Annotated in this window: 16 protein-coding genes; 1 reads left to right on the top strand and 15 read right to left on the bottom strand. The window is 47.3% G+C overall.

The genetic code is table 11. From position 1 onward, the window contains the following. Window positions 1-24 precede the first annotated feature (24 nt). The 15 genes from RA178_RS03750 to RA178_RS03685 all read right to left on the bottom strand — a co-directional run bounded on the left by RA178_RS03750 (window position 25) and on the right by RA178_RS03685 (window position 14,650). Window positions 25-4,311 carry a phage tail tape measure protein gene (locus tag RA178_RS03750; protein WP_306684601.1) on the bottom strand — a complete coding sequence of 1,429 codons (4,287 nt, stop codon included), beginning with the start codon at window positions 4,309-4,311 and terminating at the stop codon, window positions 25-27. 92 nt (window positions 4,312-4,403) lie between these two features. Beyond that, entirely contained in the window at window positions 4,404-5,123 is a 720-nt protein-coding gene (locus tag RA178_RS03745) for a phage tail tube protein (protein ID WP_106649474.1), read from the bottom strand. Continuing rightward, window positions 5,120-5,545, bottom strand: a complete 426-nt coding sequence (locus tag RA178_RS03740) for a hypothetical protein (RefSeq protein WP_012088287.1) — start codon at window positions 5,543-5,545, stop codon at window positions 5,120-5,122. The genes RA178_RS03745 and RA178_RS03740 overlap by 4 nt, the downstream gene beginning before the upstream one ends. Before the next feature lie 33 nt (window positions 5,546-5,578). Then, complete coding sequence (locus tag RA178_RS03735) at window positions 5,579-6,136, bottom strand: hypothetical protein (RefSeq protein ID WP_306684598.1); 558 nt, start codon at window positions 6,134-6,136, stop codon at window positions 5,579-5,581. 3 nt (window positions 6,137-6,139) lie between these two features. Beyond that, window positions 6,140-6,484, bottom strand: a complete 345-nt coding sequence (locus RA178_RS03730; protein ID WP_306684597.1) for a hypothetical protein — start codon at window positions 6,482-6,484, stop codon at window positions 6,140-6,142. Beyond that, window positions 6,477-6,800, bottom strand: coding sequence for a DUF2190 family protein (locus tag RA178_RS03725; protein WP_012196684.1), 324 nt, complete (start codon window positions 6,798-6,800; stop codon window positions 6,477-6,479). The genes RA178_RS03730 and RA178_RS03725 overlap by 8 nt, the downstream gene beginning before the upstream one ends. Window positions 6,801-6,880: 80 nt before the next feature. Continuing rightward, entirely contained in the window at window positions 6,881-8,959 is a 2,079-nt protein-coding gene (locus RA178_RS03720) for a ClpP-like prohead protease/major capsid protein fusion protein (RefSeq protein WP_371134979.1), read from the bottom strand. Beyond that, window positions 8,868-10,442 carry a phage portal protein gene (locus RA178_RS03715; protein WP_306684595.1) on the bottom strand — a complete coding sequence of 525 codons (1,575 nt, stop codon included), beginning with the start codon at window positions 10,440-10,442 and terminating at the stop codon, window positions 8,868-8,870. Before RA178_RS03715 ends, RA178_RS03720 begins: the two co-directional genes overlap by 92 nt. A gap of 49 nt (window positions 10,443-10,491) precedes the next feature. Further along, entirely contained in the window at window positions 10,492-10,698 is a 207-nt protein-coding gene (locus tag RA178_RS03710; RefSeq protein ID WP_263191690.1) for a DUF6148 family protein, read from the bottom strand. A gap of 29 nt (window positions 10,699-10,727) precedes the next feature. After that, window positions 10,728-12,725: a phage terminase large subunit family protein gene (locus RA178_RS03705; protein ID WP_306684594.1), complete on the bottom strand. Its 1,998-nt coding sequence runs from the start codon at window positions 12,723-12,725 to the stop codon at window positions 10,728-10,730. After that, window positions 12,700-13,233: a terminase small subunit gene (locus RA178_RS03700; RefSeq protein ID WP_306684593.1), complete on the bottom strand. Its 534-nt coding sequence runs from the start codon at window positions 13,231-13,233 to the stop codon at window positions 12,700-12,702. Before RA178_RS03700 ends, RA178_RS03705 begins: the two co-directional genes overlap by 26 nt. Next, window positions 13,187-13,522: an HP1 family phage holin gene (locus RA178_RS03695; protein WP_012586805.1), complete on the bottom strand. Its 336-nt coding sequence runs from the start codon at window positions 13,520-13,522 to the stop codon at window positions 13,187-13,189. The genes RA178_RS03700 and RA178_RS03695 overlap by 47 nt, the downstream gene beginning before the upstream one ends. Beyond that, complete coding sequence (lysC, locus tag RA178_RS22135) at window positions 13,503-13,748, bottom strand: Rz1-like lysis system protein LysC (protein ID WP_371135012.1); 246 nt, start codon at window positions 13,746-13,748, stop codon at window positions 13,503-13,505. The genes RA178_RS03695 and lysC overlap by 20 nt, the downstream gene beginning before the upstream one ends. Continuing rightward, window positions 13,633-14,136, bottom strand: coding sequence for a hypothetical protein (locus RA178_RS03690; protein WP_306684591.1), 504 nt, complete (start codon window positions 14,134-14,136; stop codon window positions 13,633-13,635). The genes lysC and RA178_RS03690 overlap by 116 nt, the downstream gene beginning before the upstream one ends. Then, window positions 14,117-14,650, bottom strand: coding sequence for a lysozyme (locus RA178_RS03685; protein ID WP_306684590.1), 534 nt, complete (start codon window positions 14,648-14,650; stop codon window positions 14,117-14,119). Before RA178_RS03685 ends, RA178_RS03690 begins: the two co-directional genes overlap by 20 nt. 576 nt (window positions 14,651-15,226) lie before the next feature. Between RA178_RS03685 and RA178_RS03680 the strand changes: the two genes are divergently transcribed. Continuing rightward, window positions 15,227-16,120, top strand: coding sequence for an LOTUS domain-containing protein (locus tag RA178_RS03680; protein ID WP_306684588.1), 894 nt, complete (start codon window positions 15,227-15,229; stop codon window positions 16,118-16,120). The last annotated feature ends 66 nt before the right edge of the window (window positions 16,121-16,186 follow it).

The following is a 16,186-nucleotide window of genomic DNA, read 5'->3' as shown; positions in this document are numbered from 1 at the left end:
AAATGGGACGAATAACAGGATTGGCTAACCGCCAACAGATTGCAGACGTTTGATCTCGTTTATCAATTCAGTGACGAGGCTGCGCTTCATTTGAGCGTTAAAAGTGCTATTGCCAACCTGCAGTTGCAGCACTTGCATATCTGAACTGTTAGCCACAGATTGCGTGCTGGTTTGAGTGTTGACTTGCGTGTTAACGGTAGCGGTTGCTTGGGTTTGAGCCGCGGCCTTAGCAGTTGCAGCACTGGCTTCGGCTTGCTTCTTCGACTCGGCAGCGCTTTGCTTATCGGTTGTTTGCTGGGCCTGCAGGGCCTTACGTTCTAAGTCTTGTGCCTGCTTAAGATCACTAAGACTTTTTTGCAGTTTATTGATGAGCTGACTATCACCGTATGCTTGAGCTGTGGTGATTAAATCGTTCACTTCCTTTAGCTCACTAGCAAACTTACGCTCAGCAATATCCTTCTGGTTACCCAAAGCGGTATCGAGCCGATCTTGAATATCCATTGTGGTTTTATTGATTTCATCGGCCAATTCTCTAAAGCGTGAACGGGCTTCATCGATCGCTTTGTTGAGCGGAACAAGCTGATTGTCAGAAAGCCTTACAACAGAGTTATTAGCGAGATCAGCAAGTTCACCTAGCTCTTGCAAGCTGAGTGATCCACTCTCGATTTGAGTTACCCAATCACGCATCCGAATAGCATTATTGATTTCTCGCCTTTCGCGTTTTTGGTCAGCACCCGCGATTTGATTATCCAGTTGCGCTAACCTTTCGGTCATTGCTTGGATAGTGGCATTTGAGTAATCGTATTCGGTATTCAGCGAAACAATCACATCACGAGTGGCGGCAGCACTTCCCCTAAAGTCATCGATCGTACTTAATTGTTCCGCGATAACTTTAGCATTTTCAATACCAGCGGCAGTATTATCCTTTGTGGCCTTAGTGTTTTCCTTAGTGGCCTCGGTATTTTCATCTGTCTTTTTACTACTTTCACCCACCACTTTATTGACTTCACTCAACGTCCCTTTGAGTATTTGTGACTGAGCATCGTACTCTTGCTTAGTTAATAAACCCGCCCTGAAATTTCGATCCAATGCTTCAAGCTGCGCTTCATAGTCACGCTGCAATATCAACAGTTCAACATAGGTCGCGTTCTCTATCTTGGATAGCTCAACAGACTCGCGCTTCAGATCAGCAAGGTTGGCTTCTTCCTTTGCCAACTTAGCTTTTATAAGGGTGAGTTCAGCCGTGGCTTTGTTCTCATCTTTTAAAGCCGCTTCAAGATCACGAACCTCTTTCTCGGTCCTTAATATTTTTTCTTGCAAGTCTAACTGTGCATCAGACAACAACCCTGTCGCGGCAATGGATTTATTCGACTGTTCAACGACTTTAGTATGTGATGCCGCTAACTCTTGCAGTGAAATATTCAGTTCTTTTTCAGTCAGCAAACCCTTTTCGTACTGCGCTTGTAGCGCTTTGCGCTGAATAAGAAATGCATTAGTTAAATCAGTTTGAGTGAGGGTTTTAGTATTACTTTTATCAACCTCTACGTTGTAATCCTTGACCGATGCATTGAGCAGTTTGGTCATGTTATTCAATGTTTCTGTTGAAATAAGCCCTTTATCATGTAGCTGATTTAGTTCAGCTTGCCGAGCCATTGCCTCTTTTACTGTGACAGAATACTGTTCTGTAGAGGTATTCACCTTTGACTGACTAACGGCAAGCGCACTAGCAGCCTCAGCCGCCTTCTTGTCAGCTTCTGCTTTATTATTACTGGCATTCGCTGAGGTAACTTTAAGGCTAGCTTCGACCTCAAGTTCGTTATTAGCACGAACTATCGCATTGGTTAATTTACGATATAAGTCTTCTTGTTCAGCGTTGTATTTATTGGCCTCAATGATGCTGCGGATTTGCTTTTGCTGTTCAGCACTAAGCCTGCTCATCGCAAACCCATACTTATCCATAGTGTCATTAAAGCTTTTATAGGCAATGGATGACTCGCCCGCTAAGCGCTTATTGGTTTCCTCAATGTCCTTAACATCTTTGCTAATTGATTCCTTAGTTTTCGACATTTGCACGCCAATATCGGCGATTTTTTTCTGCAAATTTGTAGTGTCAACCCCAGCCAAAGATTCGATATTTTCAGCCAGAGATAAGGCTGCATAAGTAGTCCCTTGCAAACCCAAAGTGAGAGTATTAAAAACAGAGGTAAGATAATTAGCATTTAATGACATTTCATCAATTTTACGCAGGACAACATCAAACGCACCGTCCGTGAATAAACTGGTAAAATTATTAGCCGCCTCTAATACATCCCTAAAACCACCTATCAGTTCAGGTAAATATTCTGCCAACTTAACAACATACTCACGAACACTATCAATAGCACGACCCGTTCCTCGGATAGAGCTATCAACTTCGGCAGAAAAAGTCTCACCTATTTCAGTGGTTAAACCGTGGAATTTGTTTTGTAAGCGACCGATTGCTGACTCTTGATCAGCATAAGCTTTAATCGCTTCCTTCATATGGTAATCGCCAGCAGCATAGGCTTTATTACTTAGCTCTAATGCAACTTTTAGACGATCTGTACCATCCGCTAATACACTGAGAACGCCTGTCGCCTCAGTGCCATCAATGCCCATCGATTTAAGGGCATCAGAGACTAATCCGCCTTCGGCCTTAACCTTTTGTAAGCCCTCAAGGAATTTAACCAATACCTTTTCAGGCGCATCACCGAGATCTTGCTCAATCTGCTTAGCAGTTAGCCCAGTAATCTTAGTTAATCGCTCAAGTGAATCGCCGCCTTTTTTGCTCGCTTCGTTAATCTCAGCGCCAAGGCGTTGCATAGCCGTTCGCGAACGTTCAGCTGGTTGGCCTAACTCTGCCAGCGTAGTACCAAACGCCGCAGCCGCAGCAGAACCCAAGTTAATTTCACGGGTACCAGAAACAATCTCCTTGGTCATCTGCACAATATCAGCTTCGGTAATCGCAAAGTCGTTACCAAGCGCTACAACAGCCGAGGATAAATTATGAATCTCAGGGATACCTTCTTGAGTCATCCCTAAAATTCTGGCCAGCATGGTTGCCGCTTCATCGCCGGCTAAGTTGGTTGATAACCCCAACGCATCAGCCGCAGCCACCAAGCTGAGAATATCTTCAGTCGATTTAGTGCCTAACTGGCCCGCCACTTCCGCCATGCGCAGCAGCTCATTCGTGCTGGTAGGGGTGACGTTTTCGCTGAGGTTTTTAAGCTCATCGGCCATTTTCACCACAGTATCACGGGCAAGGTTGGTGGTTTTTTCAACCTTAGTAATAGCGGCTTCTAACTCACCGTAGTTTTCAACACCACTTTTTACCGTTTGCACCGCCTGCTGTGCCGACAGCAATACCGCATAAGCCTTAGCCAGCGTGCTCACCGCCTTGGTGGTGAGGTCAGTTTGCGCGTTGGCGACCTTGGCCGAGTTTTTAGACTCAACCAATAACCTATCGTGCTGCGCTAATTTATCGTTAACCCCTTTAAGCGCGGCTTCTGCGCCAGCTTGTTTGGTTTTTAATTCTTGGCTGGCATCGGCCAGCTTACCCATATCAATGCCGGCTTTATTCAGCACAGCTTGCTGTTTATCTAATTGCGCTTTATTGCTGCCAAGGCTTCTGCCAAGGTTAGTTAGCTCATTGCTGGCCGTTTTAACTTTAAGTGCATATTCGGCTTTATTACGGCCAGCCTTTTCAACTTCGGTACCTAAGCGCGTTAATTCGCTACGTTCTTGCTCAAGCTCGTTTGCCAACTTGGTCGCACTGGTGGCGGTATTTTTTTGGGCCGCTTCAAGCTGCTGCAAATCGGTTTTAGCCGCGGATAATGCCTTTGCTTGTGCTTGGCTGGCCTGTGCACCTTTATTTTGAGTCGTGGTTAAACGCTCAACTTCGGCGCGAGCGGAGGCAAGTTGGCTATCATAGCTAGCCAACTGCGCCGCAGTTTGGCTGTATTCAGTTTCAAGCTTAGCCGTTGAGGCAGCCGCATCTTGCTGCGATTTCTCAAGGTTTTTTGCCTCTGTATTAGCCTGCTTCTGCTCTTGCTTTAACTTATCGAGCGCTTGGGCGTTATCAACATAGGCGCGTTCACCTTTATTGATAGACTCAGTAAGCGAATCAATCGCCTTAATAGCCTCTTGCTGGCGTTTTAAATCATCAAGTTGCTCATTGAGCTTTTCGCTTTCGCGCCCCAACTCCTGCAACGCTTGCTCAGACTTTTTGGCCTCAGCAGAAAACAGATCTTTGCCTTGAATAATTAAATTCACTTCTTGATCTTTAAAACTCATGGCATCACCGATTGATAGGAATTAACAAACCAAAATAAAAGCCCACAGCACATGGATCACATGCTGTGGGCTATTGGGAACAATCTTTAGACTTATGCTGCGCTACGGACGAAGAACTTAGACTTACCCGTGGCAACGATTGAGCTGTCAGCGAGTACAGCACCTTCAATATCGAAGCTACCGTAATCGGTACCGATCAAGTCTAAGCCTGATGTGGGTGTGGGCTTCCACTTATAAAACTTCAGCATCCACGGTTTACCGGTTGAGTCGTTAATACCGTCAACAACCACACTGACCGTTTTGCCTGATTCCGTTAATGCCTGCAACGCATTACCCGCTTGGCTGGTGTAGCCAATGGTTAATGTTTGGCCTGCTGTAATGGCGCCAGTCGATAACGCGCGGATACCTGCGGCACTGACAACATAATCTTCATCAAGTACATAAGTCACATCACCCGCTTCATTTTTAACAACAGGGGCGATACTGGTATCAATCATTTTTGCGGTTTGCGCTAAGCCATCGAGCACAGCGATAATTTCTTCATCTGCAACGGGTGTTGCAGTTAATACATCAATCTTACCGCGCATAGCTAGCGCTAAGTTCTCGTTGTTAAAATCGTAAAAGGTCGCACTTAATTTTACGGATTTAATCAACGTGACTTCATCGGCATAACCACCGCCACCACGGTAGTTGGGCAAGGATTTGGTTTCTTGTTCGATAGCGAGCTTTACGCCGCTCACGTTGCCACAGTCACGGCCATCGATATAGACGATCGCTGAGCCGATGTAACTTTCGGTTACTATTTCACTCATAGTGAGTCTCCAAATTTAACGGTATTAACAAGGGATAGGGTGATAACCGCTAAGCCATGTTTTTCATGGGCTTCGGGCATGATGTACTTGCAGGGCTCAGACTCCTTAAAGCTGATCACCGAGGGCAACCAACTGGGTTTCTCGGTATTACGTTCATCTTTATAAAACGTACTGCGAATGGCGCGAACCAAGTTAATGAGATCGGCTGTCGGGTTGGTTGACTTGGTTAGATTGATACCCGCTACCACTTGCAGCACCAAATCATCACGGTAATTATCGCGACCATTTACCGAACGAGCTTCATCAGTAAATGGCTGCAAAAAGATAAACTTCTTTTCAGATGCGACTGATTGCACATAAAAACCTTCGCGCACAGTGGCGCCGTCAACCAGCGCGAGGCGGTCTAAAATTGCTTGGATCATGGGGCTGTCCTTTCGGTATTTATCCTTTAGGCATTAACGATTAGCGTACTGGCCGTATTTATTTCGCAGATGAGCAATAATCGGCGGCTCAATATCGTCGCGGATCTTGCTAAAACTGCCTGCCACTGAAGGGCCGTACATCGCTTTTTGTCCTTTAAGCTTGCGCCAACTGTTATCGCCTTTCTGGCGTTGGAACATGATTTGATTGCCATTGCGGCCAATCAGGGTAAAGGTGCCTTTAAACCATGTAGGTTGATTGCGCAGCGCACTGATCATGTGACCGTCAGGCCGAGAGCCGCCGTTCTTTCCGGTTCGGGTTAACGCTCTGGCATAACGGGTTAAAGTGCTGGCACGATAACGAGCGGTGATAAAACCTTTTAAACTGCGTGGGTCAAAACTGACAGACAAATGCTGTTCAATGTAACTGCGGGAACGGAAACCATAACGAGCAAATATGGCATCGACTGCCGCCTTTTCACCAAACTTTACCGTATCCTCAATCGCCCGTTTAATCGCTGGCGCTTGTGCATCACGAATGCGGTTAAGTTCCTTTGTTACCGCCTCCATGCCTTCAATCTTTATGCGTGCCATTGACTAGGCCTCAAGCGGAATATAGATAAAGGTTACGCTGACTGAATCCATGCTTACCCTTTGGGTGAGCCGTCCTTGCTGGACGCTAATGCCCTCACCTATCGCAAACTCATCACCAGAATTTACCGCCCCTTCAGACTGTAAAAACTCGGCACGACTGATTAGCTCGGGAACATATTCATTAGACGAGGCCGCAATTTCAACGCCGTTATCATCCAAACTCACCAGGCGAGTAAATGGCGCGGAGCCATCGCTTGGGGTAAAAAGGCACGGATCAGCCAAACGCTGAAACAGCCGTACCATTTTACCCCGCACGCGTTCGGCAAAGTGGTTGCCAACGTTAGGCATTGATCTTCACCCAAACGCTGGTAGATGGATTTGCCGCAGCAGCCCATACTTTGCCAGCTAAGGTATTGCCCGTGGCGAGTGATGTGATTTCGTTAGCGGTATCGTCCCAATACACGGCTGCGCCAACTGCGAGCACATCTGTGGACTTTTTAGGGAGTTCAAACACGCCTTCAGTTACACCTGTACCTTCGGTATCTGCAGCAATGGCGCCAATCGCCACAACTAACAATGTGGCCAGTAATACCGCTTCACCACTGGCAACCGCGGCTGTGGGCGTAAAGCTGATGGTCTTGCCATCTTGCACATAATTTTTCATGAGAGTGTTCCTGCTTAAAAACAAAACTGAATAAAAAAGGGCTATCGTTTGATAGCCCATTTATGTCGATTTAGCGCTGTTTACACGCCTGTTGATTTCACCAAGCCACGATAATCAAGCGGTGCAACACCCGCGTCGATACGCACTTTGGTGGCTACGCCGTCAACGGTAAATCCTTGTTGCTGTTCGATGTATGGGGTATCGATACCATCGAGATAAGCTACTTCGATGGTGTCATTACCTTGGCCAGCGGCTAAGTAGTAAGCCTTATCGCTAACTAATTTCAGACGAGACTCTGAAATCACTTCCGCAAAATCTTGCATAGGATTAGCAATACCTGCGTTGATATCAGCACCTTTTACTGAGCTCGATTTAATGATCTGAGTCAGCGTACGTTTAAGATTAGGTGGACATAAAACAAACTCAGGCATGATGTTTAGTGCCCTTGGCGTTTTACCACCCGTGGTTTGGCTTTCCATCAGCTCAGCCAATACCGCTAAGCTTTCCGCACTGGGTACGCCTGAACCTAAGTTTTTATGGTCTGCATGGAACAGGTTTTTCCCGTCAGCCATCAGCGGGTTGCCAGTTAAGATAGCAAACACTAAATCGCCAATCGTTGCTTTCGCTGCAGCACCCATTTTTTCAGGGATGGTAGTCAACACTGTCATATCATCATTAATGATACATTGGCGGGTGATAGAGAAAATTTCACCGTAGGTCGCTAGTGCAATATCTGCACCTGTATCACCAAGGGTAATATATTTATATTCAGCACCTTCACGGACTTTTCGTAAGCTGCCAAATTCTTCCAAACCAACACGTTTAGAGACTTTAAAGTCACTAAGCTGGCCTTTACGGGTAAAGCGCTCAAAACTTTCTTGCGCAGCAGTCCAACCTTTTAACACTGACTTATTAGCCACATCTAACAAGATATTGCCAAAATCACTTGAGCTATGAGTAAACGCTAATGCGACCATTTGCATTTGATTAAGCCCAGCCATGCCGATACCGCGATCACCCAGTGAAGCTCGAGCTAACTCTTTCAAGTTATAGCTGGTATAGCCGTTTGACGCTTCTGCTTTCTCATAACCAGCGCGAGCCATTAAGTGAGCACGAATTGAATCACCCACGATGTTACCGTTGCTGGCATGAATAATGACACTTTTAGGCTGCACGGCGCACGGCGTAGTGTTCTCACCCAGCTTTGCCAAGATCATGTCTTTGGCTTTATCAGCATTGATGTTGGCATCGGCAATACACTGATTACGTAACTCGGCTAACTCAGGAAAGAAAGTAAATGCCGCATTGATACCGTTCATACGCTCAGTATTAAACGCAATCGCAGCCGCTTGAATAGCAGAGGTATCAGGTTGTGTTGCTGCAGGCGCAGGCAACTGAGCATTAGGTGCTGCTGGTGCTGGCACGAGTGGGTTGGGAGCACTGTTACCCTGCGGTGCAAACAGGTTTTTGAGAGCTTCAGGCATATTAGTAAAATCCTTAAGACGTTTTGAATTAAGTGATGCCGCCATTTGCAGCGGATCGGTGAGGGTGTTGGCAAAACCTTTTTCCACTGCTTCGCGCCCAGTTAGCCAAGTTTCAGCCGCTAACAGGGCGTGGAGTTCATCTTCTGACAAGCCTGTTTTGTGTTGGTAGGCGCCCACTAAATTGCCTTCAACCTTATCGAGCAAGTCGGCGTATTTGCGCATATCTTCGGCATCACCGAGAGTTCCGCCCCAAGGCTTGTGCACCATCATCATGGCGTTTTCAGGCATGATGACTTCATCAAAAGCCATGGCAATCACACTGGCCATCGAAGCAGCAAGGCCATCGATGTAGCAAACTTTGTGTGCTGGATGGCCTTTGATCATGTTGTAAATCGCCATACCTTCGAATACATCGCCACCTGGCGAATGAATACGGGCGGTAATGGTGCCAACTTTGCCTAGGGCCTGTAGATCACGGGCGAACTGTTGCGCACTAATGCCCCAGCCGCCAATCTCGTCATAGATCATTAACTCGGCATTACCGTTTTGGGCTTTGAGGCTATACCAGCTATTGGCGGGTTTATTACTCTGGTTCAGCGTTGCGACGGGCACGCTCAGCGCTCCGCTTGGCAGCATTGCGCTTAGCATTGCTGATGCTATTGGGGTCTTTTTCACTGTTAGGATCTCCTAGCGAGGGGTCGGGGTCATTGGCCGTGACCATGTTGTTTTCGCGGTTGTAATCCACCTCACGCTTACGCTGGCGTTTTACTTCTGCAGGATTACGGCCACGGGCGCGAGTCCAATCGGCCTCGGTTGCGACGTTGGCAGCGATCATCATTTCCCAGCCTTCGGCCTCTTTGCGTGGGTCAATCCATGGCATGGTGGGCCCGTAGTACACGGCATCAAATAAGGTGCGCATGTCGAGATCAGGCGGTAGCACTAATGGGTCCTGCTTGTTGTGCATTTCCATTTTGAGAAAATTGCGGAATACAGGCCGCGACCAGTTAGCACAAAACCACTGCTGCATAATGCGGTTGGATTCGTCTTGCTCAACCAGCTCTTGGCGCTGGCTTGAATAACTGCCTTTGTAGTCACGGGCAATGCTGGAATAGCTGCCACGGGTACCAGCTGCGGCGGCTTTTAATTGGCCATTACGAAAATCAACTAAGTGCACATTAGGCCGATTGGATTCAATCATGCCCACATCTTCACCGGGCTTGAGATCATCGAAGGTCATGCCAGGTGCAATGGGGATTTCGCGGCTTGACGATTCACCACTTGAGTCAGGAACAAACATGGCGGCATCGCCGCGCTTGATGTAGAACGCCAGCGCGGCCGCAATCCGAGCCGCTACGCGCTCAGATTCCTCATAGTCTTTAATATCGCCAAGGCGGGTTAAAATGCCGTGGAATAACGAAGCGCCGCGCAGTTGGTGCAAGCGTTTAAATAAGCCTAAGTGCATCATGCTCGATGCGGGTATCACTTTGGTTTTGTAGCGAAAGCCGACTTGATCCGCAGGGTGATCGAGCAATACGTGATAGTTAACCACTTGGCCCCAGCCGTTAACCTCAAGCCCTTGGCGTACCCGCTTTGCTGGTTCGTTTAACTCGTAGGGGATAAAGTCGGCTTCTAAGGCTTCAATACTGTATTGAGTGCCTTGCTCATTTGGGTGGCCGAACTTCGACACTTTACCCATCACATGCTGGCCGAACACATCACCATCACGCAGGGCGCTACGTAACACCAAGCGTTCTAATTCAGGGCGACTAAAGCGGCCCGTCACATCACACTTAAGCGACCATGCACCGAAACGGCGTTGAATATCGTTGGCTAAGTCATCTAGGATTTCACCGCTAATACTGCGCGGCTGCGGTTCAACCACAATGCCTTGGGCACCGATCACCCTTTCTTCCATGCGGTCGAGAATGCCAATGCTGAGATCATGATTTTCGTCTAACCAGCGCGCTTGCTCACGCAGGCTTTTACCTGCTGCAAATACCGCTTGGTTAGCTCCGCGACTTTCCTTTTTAGCGCGATGCGTGCGGCTTGGGCTGGCGGCTTCATACCCTTTCAGGTTGCGGTAGCTCATTGCGGCTGCTTCACGCTGTAATGCTAAACGCGGGGCAAATATCGCCAGCGCATCATTGATAATGCTCATGTGTTGCTCCGACTTATATTTTTAGAAGTGCCCTATTCATGCGGCTTGATTAGTTAAAACTGGCTAACTTGACGCCACCCTGTGGGCGGCTAAAGGCATTTAAACGGCGCTCCCATTCGAGGCGACCTTTGCGAATTTCGCCTAGGTCCTCAGTGGTCATTGTTTTGCCGTTGATCGTGGTTTGCTTGCCTGCCAACACATCAAGCTCAGCCTGAAAGTACGCATCGATCATCTGTTGGCATTGGGTTTTGGTCATGCTGTTATCCTTGGCTTTATTGGCATTAACTACAGCCAACCGCCAGAACTGCCACCACCGCCACCGTTTAGGTAAGCAGCATTCGCATTGGTCTGTTTTGCGGCTTTGGGTTTAGGTTCTTTGGGTTGGTCGCTTGATATGGCGATCGGGGTAACTTTTGAAAGCTTGTCGAGGTTGATGCCGAATTTCTCTATCGCGATATACAGCGCGGCCAAGGCGTAAACGAAACAGTCTAGCGCCTCGTTGCGGCGTTTTTGGTTGTCCCATTTATAGATGATCCGCCCGTTTTGGCGCACCGGCACCTTGCGTTCACTGGTGAGCTGTTGCAGCTCAACGTCATCACATACCGCTTCATTTAGCGGGAAGTGAATCGCACCAGGCTTGCGCACATCAACATCAGGGGCAATTCGCAACATCGACATTAATAGCTCTTTGGCGTTGTCGGTGCCGACCTCCGTTAAGTACACGCCTTTGGCGGTTCGCTTACGGGGGAAGTTGGCGATCGGCTTGCCGTAAACGTTGGCACCTCTAATGGGTATCACCCGCATTAGCCCAAGCTTTTTACTCATGGCGTAAACGTCATCGGTATAGTGGCCGCCTGAGTCCCAACCCACTACGCCAATATTGAGCACAACACCATCGGCACGGGCATAGCTTTGCGCAATACGCTCAGCCACTTTGTCTTTAAGAACTTGATCAGCGGGATCACCATGGAGAATAAAGCGGTCAATTAGCGCCGCCTCTTTACCCGCACCCCAGCCCCAAACACGGCCTTCGTAACGGTTATCTTGGGTGTCGATACCTGCCGTTAAATACACCACCCAGTTAGGTACTTTGCCACTCGGGTACATTTCGCGGCGCTTCGCTAATTCTTCCCACTCTAAGCGTTCGCCGTTGTCGTTATCCCATGGCTGGCCTAACTTAGTGTTGACGAAAGTCTGCAGCTTTTCTTTATCACCTTTGGCTTTAAAGAACTCAGTAACCAGTTTCGCCCAGCTGTTGAGCGAGTTATAGGCCGACCAGATATGAATCGAGATATTGGGCGGCGTGGTGATGTCGTTTCCGTCGGCATCATAAAAATCTAAAAAGTCTTTAGTGCGGATGCCGGTGTTTTCGCATATCCAAATCGCGCTTGGGTGCAGCTCCATATCGTCGAGCTGATTGTTTTCGATGCAGCAACCACAGTGCTCGCATAGGTAATATGCTGTGCTTGGGTCATGCTCGCCCTTGGCATTTTTATGCCACTTAATACCAAAGGGTTCTTCGGGGCCGCCCCACTTTAAATCCTGCAGTTCGTCGCAGTGTGGGCACGGTAAGTTGAACCTAAAATAGTGCGGTGATTCGCTGCAGGCCTTTTCAATCTGGCAGGTACCGAGCACTTTAGGCGTTGAACCGCGGATCGACTTAGGAAACATCGACAGTTCGATACGAGTATCACCGAGCGATGTGGCGTTACCTTCGTGCTCGATGGATTCATCAAAACCCGCTAGCTCATCGTAGATCACATCATCGGTGGAGATTTCGCGATAGTTAGCTGCAGCGGTACCACCGCGCACCATCAACGTTTTACCGTTGGTGAAAATCTTATCTTCTAGCGTGCTGTCTTTATGCTTACGGCCCATCCAAGGTGCAAGCGCGCGCCAAACAGGGATGTCACGAATCGCCGTTTCAACGTGCTTTTTCATGAAGGTTTTGGCTTGACCATCACGAGGTTGATAGATCAACACGTTGCGCTTTTTGTGTTCAATCTTGTAAGCAGCGTTAGCCATCAGCATTTTGGTGTAACCGACACGCGCTGACTTCATTAAGTTAAGCGTGCTGATTTGGTCGTTACCCATGGCATTAAGAATGCCAATTTGAAACGGTAAACTTTCCCACTTGCCCTCGGTGTAAGAGGACTCCGACGACATGTAAAAGTGCTCGTCGGCATATTCAGAACAGGTAAGCATGGGTGGCCGATAGAACGAACGCAGCCCAGCAGCAACGGCGGCTTTCAGATTTTTAATCTGCGCTGCCGATATACTCATCTAATAAACCCTCTATGCCCTCCGCAAGATCGGCGGCGGTGTTTTGGCTTTTAATCACCTCCGCTTTGATAGCGTCGATTGTGCGTTCTGGAATGTCGGGGAATTTGCGTTTTACCCGTATGTGTATTTGATCAAGCACTGGGGCAATTTGCGCAGCAATGCGATTTAGCACAAAGGTGGCAAAACTAACTTCGACCACTTCTTTGAGGTCTTTTTCGTTTTTAATCTCTTGCCCAATTGCTTGTGCCCGAGTTAAGCGCCAGCGTTCGAAGTCGATATCTGGCTTATCGGGATCATCTTCATCAGGTTTAGTGATGTTTTTTTTGCGCTCGTTGGCAAGTCTGTTACCCACCACATCGGCCATTTTGTATAAACTCACGCGGCCGCGCTTGCTGTGCACTGGCACGTCCCACTTATCAAATGCTTGGGTGCTGATCTCAAGGCTTTTGCATAGGTCGGTTTTACTCAGTAGAACAGGCTCGGGTGGTGATGGTTGAATGCGTGCCATGGTGTTCATCTACCTGTTTTAACAGTGCTGCTTTCAGCTGCATCTCAGCTCGGTGTAACTCTTGGGCGCGTAGTTCGTCCTTATCTGTTTGACGTTGCTCACGGCGGCGGCGCAACTCCTGATAAAAAACGTTGGCTAATAGGGTGACGAGCGCGAAGAATATCCCGAGCAAAATGGCGATTTCATTCAACGTAAACGCACCTCCAATTGTGCTCATGAGCGACGATACATAAGCGCTAAACGTCAGCGATTTTTGAGTGGTCACATCATTAATGTATGGATTGTTCATGCTGTTTTTCCGTTCGCCATGTTTCGATGTTATGCAAATCGGTATCGCATTTGGTGATCACGGCTAAGAGTTGAATGATGCAATCGGGCAGATCGGCATTGGCATCTGAACTACATTCGGCTGGCAGGCACTGGCTCATTAATGATTGCGGCGGTAGTACATATTGGGTCTGCTTGGTGACTACGGTGCGCGCAATAGGCGGCGTGCTTGAGCAGCCGCTTAACATCATCAGGCACAGCAGTATTAGCCCAACTTCGGGTTTGTTCATTGGCTGAGGTCCTTAGTTTTTTAATGGCTTCTCGCTGATCAGCAAGCTGGCGATCAATCTCGGCCTTGGCTTTGGCGGCTTTTTCATTGAGTGCTAAAGCAAAGGCGTAATCCTTAGCGAGCCTGTCACGTTCTTTGGCCTGCGCTTGCAGTTCATCGGTGACAACCGTGAGATCATCTTGCAGCATGCGTTGGTTAACGGCGGCGGTTTCAATCTGCGAGTTTTTTAACGCGAGGTCAGCTTTAACGGCGGTGAGGCTAAGGCCAAGTAGCGTTATCACTATGATGAGCGCTGCGATTAAATACAGGTGCAGCGAGCCAGTGGCATTAATGATTTTGTTCCACATATAAATCCTTTAAGCAGATTTTACGTTCTTTTTTGCGGCGTTCGACTAAGCCTGGCAACTTGATATCAGCGGCATAGACAAAACCATTACAGCCGTGTTTACCGCATGCATCGGTGAGCTGGTGACAAGCGGCTACCCTTTCTCCGCGCAGTAACAGCTTGCGCAAGGTGGAGGTTTGAAAGTTACCCGCACCAAAGTTGTAAATCAGACTGAGGTAAGCAGCGTGTTCACCTTCAGTAAGTTGCACCGGATACGTTAGCCGCCGTAGCTGCCGATCGGCTTTACCTAAATCCTTGGCGAACATTTCAATGCATTGCTGCTCGCTAAAAAACTGGTTGAGCTCAAGCTCAGGACCAGTGTGCCCAAAGCAAGCGGTGATAATATCCACCGGATCCAGATAGGTGTGCAAAATGGGCTCGCCGTTCGGCGCTTCGGCGGGGGCAATCAAATTAGCCCCCGCCAGCGCGACAGCAGAAGAAAGTCCCAGTGCCATGAGCTTTTGCTTTAATGACATGAGTCAGTCTCCTTTAAAATGAGGTTAGCCTTAGCGCGGCCAACGGTTAGGTCAACGGTGAGGTAAGCCGCCTCTAACAGCTGATGTTTTTAGTGTCTTTCAACGTCCGTAGCGATCATGTCAAACACCACTGCAACACATACCCACCACGACCACCATTGCAGCGGCCGCTTTTTTTCAGCGGGGGGTTAGCTAACGAACAGCTATTTGGATGTTTGCGAACAAGAAATAGCGCCAAATAAAAAGGGCCCCTAAAAGGAGCCCTTGGCAGACAAATAACGTGCGACTGAATAAATGTAACCTTAGCAAGCGTATACAAATGTACTCGATTTTAAGGGCCTTGAAAGCGCCAAAAGTGTCGCTAAAAGCGAAAAAAGTGTCGTTTCGGAATTTGTAAATATGTGATACGTGAAAACTTAATCACAGAGGATTTATTGTTTTACTTATCACTTAAGTGATAAACAACTACCAATCAAAGATTATTTCAACTGGTAATGATCTACTTTAGATGCTGACAAACTTTTTATTATGTGGCCAAATTGTTTAAGCCGCCGACCAAAACAACATGGAAAAGGTATGTCATTAAAGGACTCTGTAGACGAAGTATTAAGGAAAATAGGAAGAAATATAATGCTCTTCCAAGAACTTGAACATTTATTAAAGTTTATTGTTGCAAATGGAGAGTTATCAGGATTTTCAAGAGATTTAGAGAAGATAAAAGCAGCACGGGTTAAGAATATCAGCAAGCAAACGATGGGGACGTTGGTTGGACAGTATATTGAAAATACCAACCTTGATAGCGAAGCTATCTCATCAGAACCCGAAGTTATCGATGACGCATATTTATCTTTTCGTTTTCACTTAGAATGCGACGCTACAAACTATGAAGCAAAAAAAGTACGCTTAGCCAATTTAGTTTCAAATAGAAATAAGCTGGTCCATCATTTACTACCGAGATTTGATAGTAATTCTGTAGACAGTTGTCGGATTATTGGAGATGAACTTGACGAGCAGAGTAAAGAAATACGGGAAGAAATTGAAGACTTAAAAGCCAATGTGAGTGCCTTAGATAGGGCTAAAAATCTTCTTGTAAGCTTTCTCAATTCAGAGGAAGGCAAAAAAATCATGGAATATTCTTATTTAATAAATACTCCCTTAGTCATAATGTTAGGGAAGATTGCCGTTCAAAGGCAGAGAGCAGATGGTTGGACATTGATAAATACTGCAGGACAACTACTAAAGCAACATCTACCTGAAGAGGTTGCGGTATTGAAAGAAAACTATGGACATAAATCGTTAAAGAGTCTCATCCTTGCAACTGAGATATTCGATATGCATGAAGAGACGACAGATAAAGGCGGTACTAGAGTCTTATACAGATTGAAATCTGGATGTGAATTGTCATTTGCCAAGCCTGCGGATGAACAGATCATATTGACCTCAAAGCTAATCTCTAACTCTGGTGATTAGTGATAGTTCAGTAACTACATCTCTCACCAATCAAATCTTACTGAACTACGATCTAGTCCACCTCAA

The sequence above is a fragment of the Shewanella oncorhynchi genome (assembly GCF_030848765.1).
Classification (GTDB): domain Bacteria; phylum Pseudomonadota; class Gammaproteobacteria; order Enterobacterales; family Shewanellaceae; genus Shewanella; species Shewanella oncorhynchi.
Note: the sequence above shows the minus strand (reverse complement) of the source record. Positions and strands in the feature narration are given on the sequence as shown.

What these genes read in the sequence shown, in the direction of transcription:
- RA178_RS03725 (WP_012196684.1), bottom strand. Translation starts at nt 6,800, where the DNA reads ATGAAAAATTATGTGCAAGATGGCAAGACCATCAGCTTTACGCCCACA.
- RA178_RS03740 (WP_012088287.1), bottom strand. Translation starts at nt 5,545, where the DNA reads ATGATCCAAGCAATTTTAGACCGCCTCGCGCTGGTTGACGGCGCCACT.
- RA178_RS03695 (WP_012586805.1), bottom strand. Translation starts at nt 13,522, where the DNA reads ATGAACAATCCATACATTAATGATGTGACCACTCAAAAATCGCTGACG.
- RA178_RS03750 (WP_306684601.1), bottom strand. Translation starts at nt 4,311, where the DNA reads ATGAGTTTTAAAGATCAAGAAGTGAATTTAATTATTCAAGGCAAAGAT.
- RA178_RS03715 (WP_306684595.1), bottom strand. Translation starts at nt 10,442, where the DNA reads ATGAGCATTATCAATGATGCGCTGGCGATATTTGCCCCGCGTTTAGCA.
- RA178_RS03700 (WP_306684593.1), bottom strand. Translation starts at nt 13,233, where the DNA reads ATGGCACGCATTCAACCATCACCACCCGAGCCTGTTCTACTGAGTAAA.
- RA178_RS03690 (WP_306684591.1), bottom strand. Translation starts at nt 14,136, where the DNA reads ATGTGGAACAAAATCATTAATGCCACTGGCTCGCTGCACCTGTATTTA.
- RA178_RS03745 (WP_106649474.1), bottom strand. Translation starts at nt 5,123, where the DNA reads ATGAGTGAAATAGTAACCGAAAGTTACATCGGCTCAGCGATCGTCTAT.
- RA178_RS03685 (WP_306684590.1), bottom strand. Translation starts at nt 14,650, where the DNA reads ATGTCATTAAAGCAAAAGCTCATGGCACTGGGACTTTCTTCTGCTGTC.
- lysC (WP_371135012.1), bottom strand. Translation starts at nt 13,748, where the DNA reads ATGTTAAGCGGCTGCTCAAGCACGCCGCCTATTGCGCGCACCGTAGTC.
- RA178_RS03730 (WP_306684597.1), bottom strand. Translation starts at nt 6,484, where the DNA reads ATGCCTAACGTTGGCAACCACTTTGCCGAACGCGTGCGGGGTAAAATG.
- RA178_RS03710 (WP_263191690.1), bottom strand. Translation starts at nt 10,698, where the DNA reads ATGACCAAAACCCAATGCCAACAGATGATCGATGCGTACTTTCAGGCT.
- RA178_RS03680 (WP_306684588.1), top strand. Translation starts at nt 15,227, where the DNA reads ATGTCATTAAAGGACTCTGTAGACGAAGTATTAAGGAAAATAGGAAGA.
- RA178_RS03735 (WP_306684598.1), bottom strand. Translation starts at nt 6,136, where the DNA reads ATGGCACGCATAAAGATTGAAGGCATGGAGGCGGTAACAAAGGAACTT.
- RA178_RS03705 (WP_306684594.1), bottom strand. Translation starts at nt 12,725, where the DNA reads ATGAGTATATCGGCAGCGCAGATTAAAAATCTGAAAGCCGCCGTTGCT.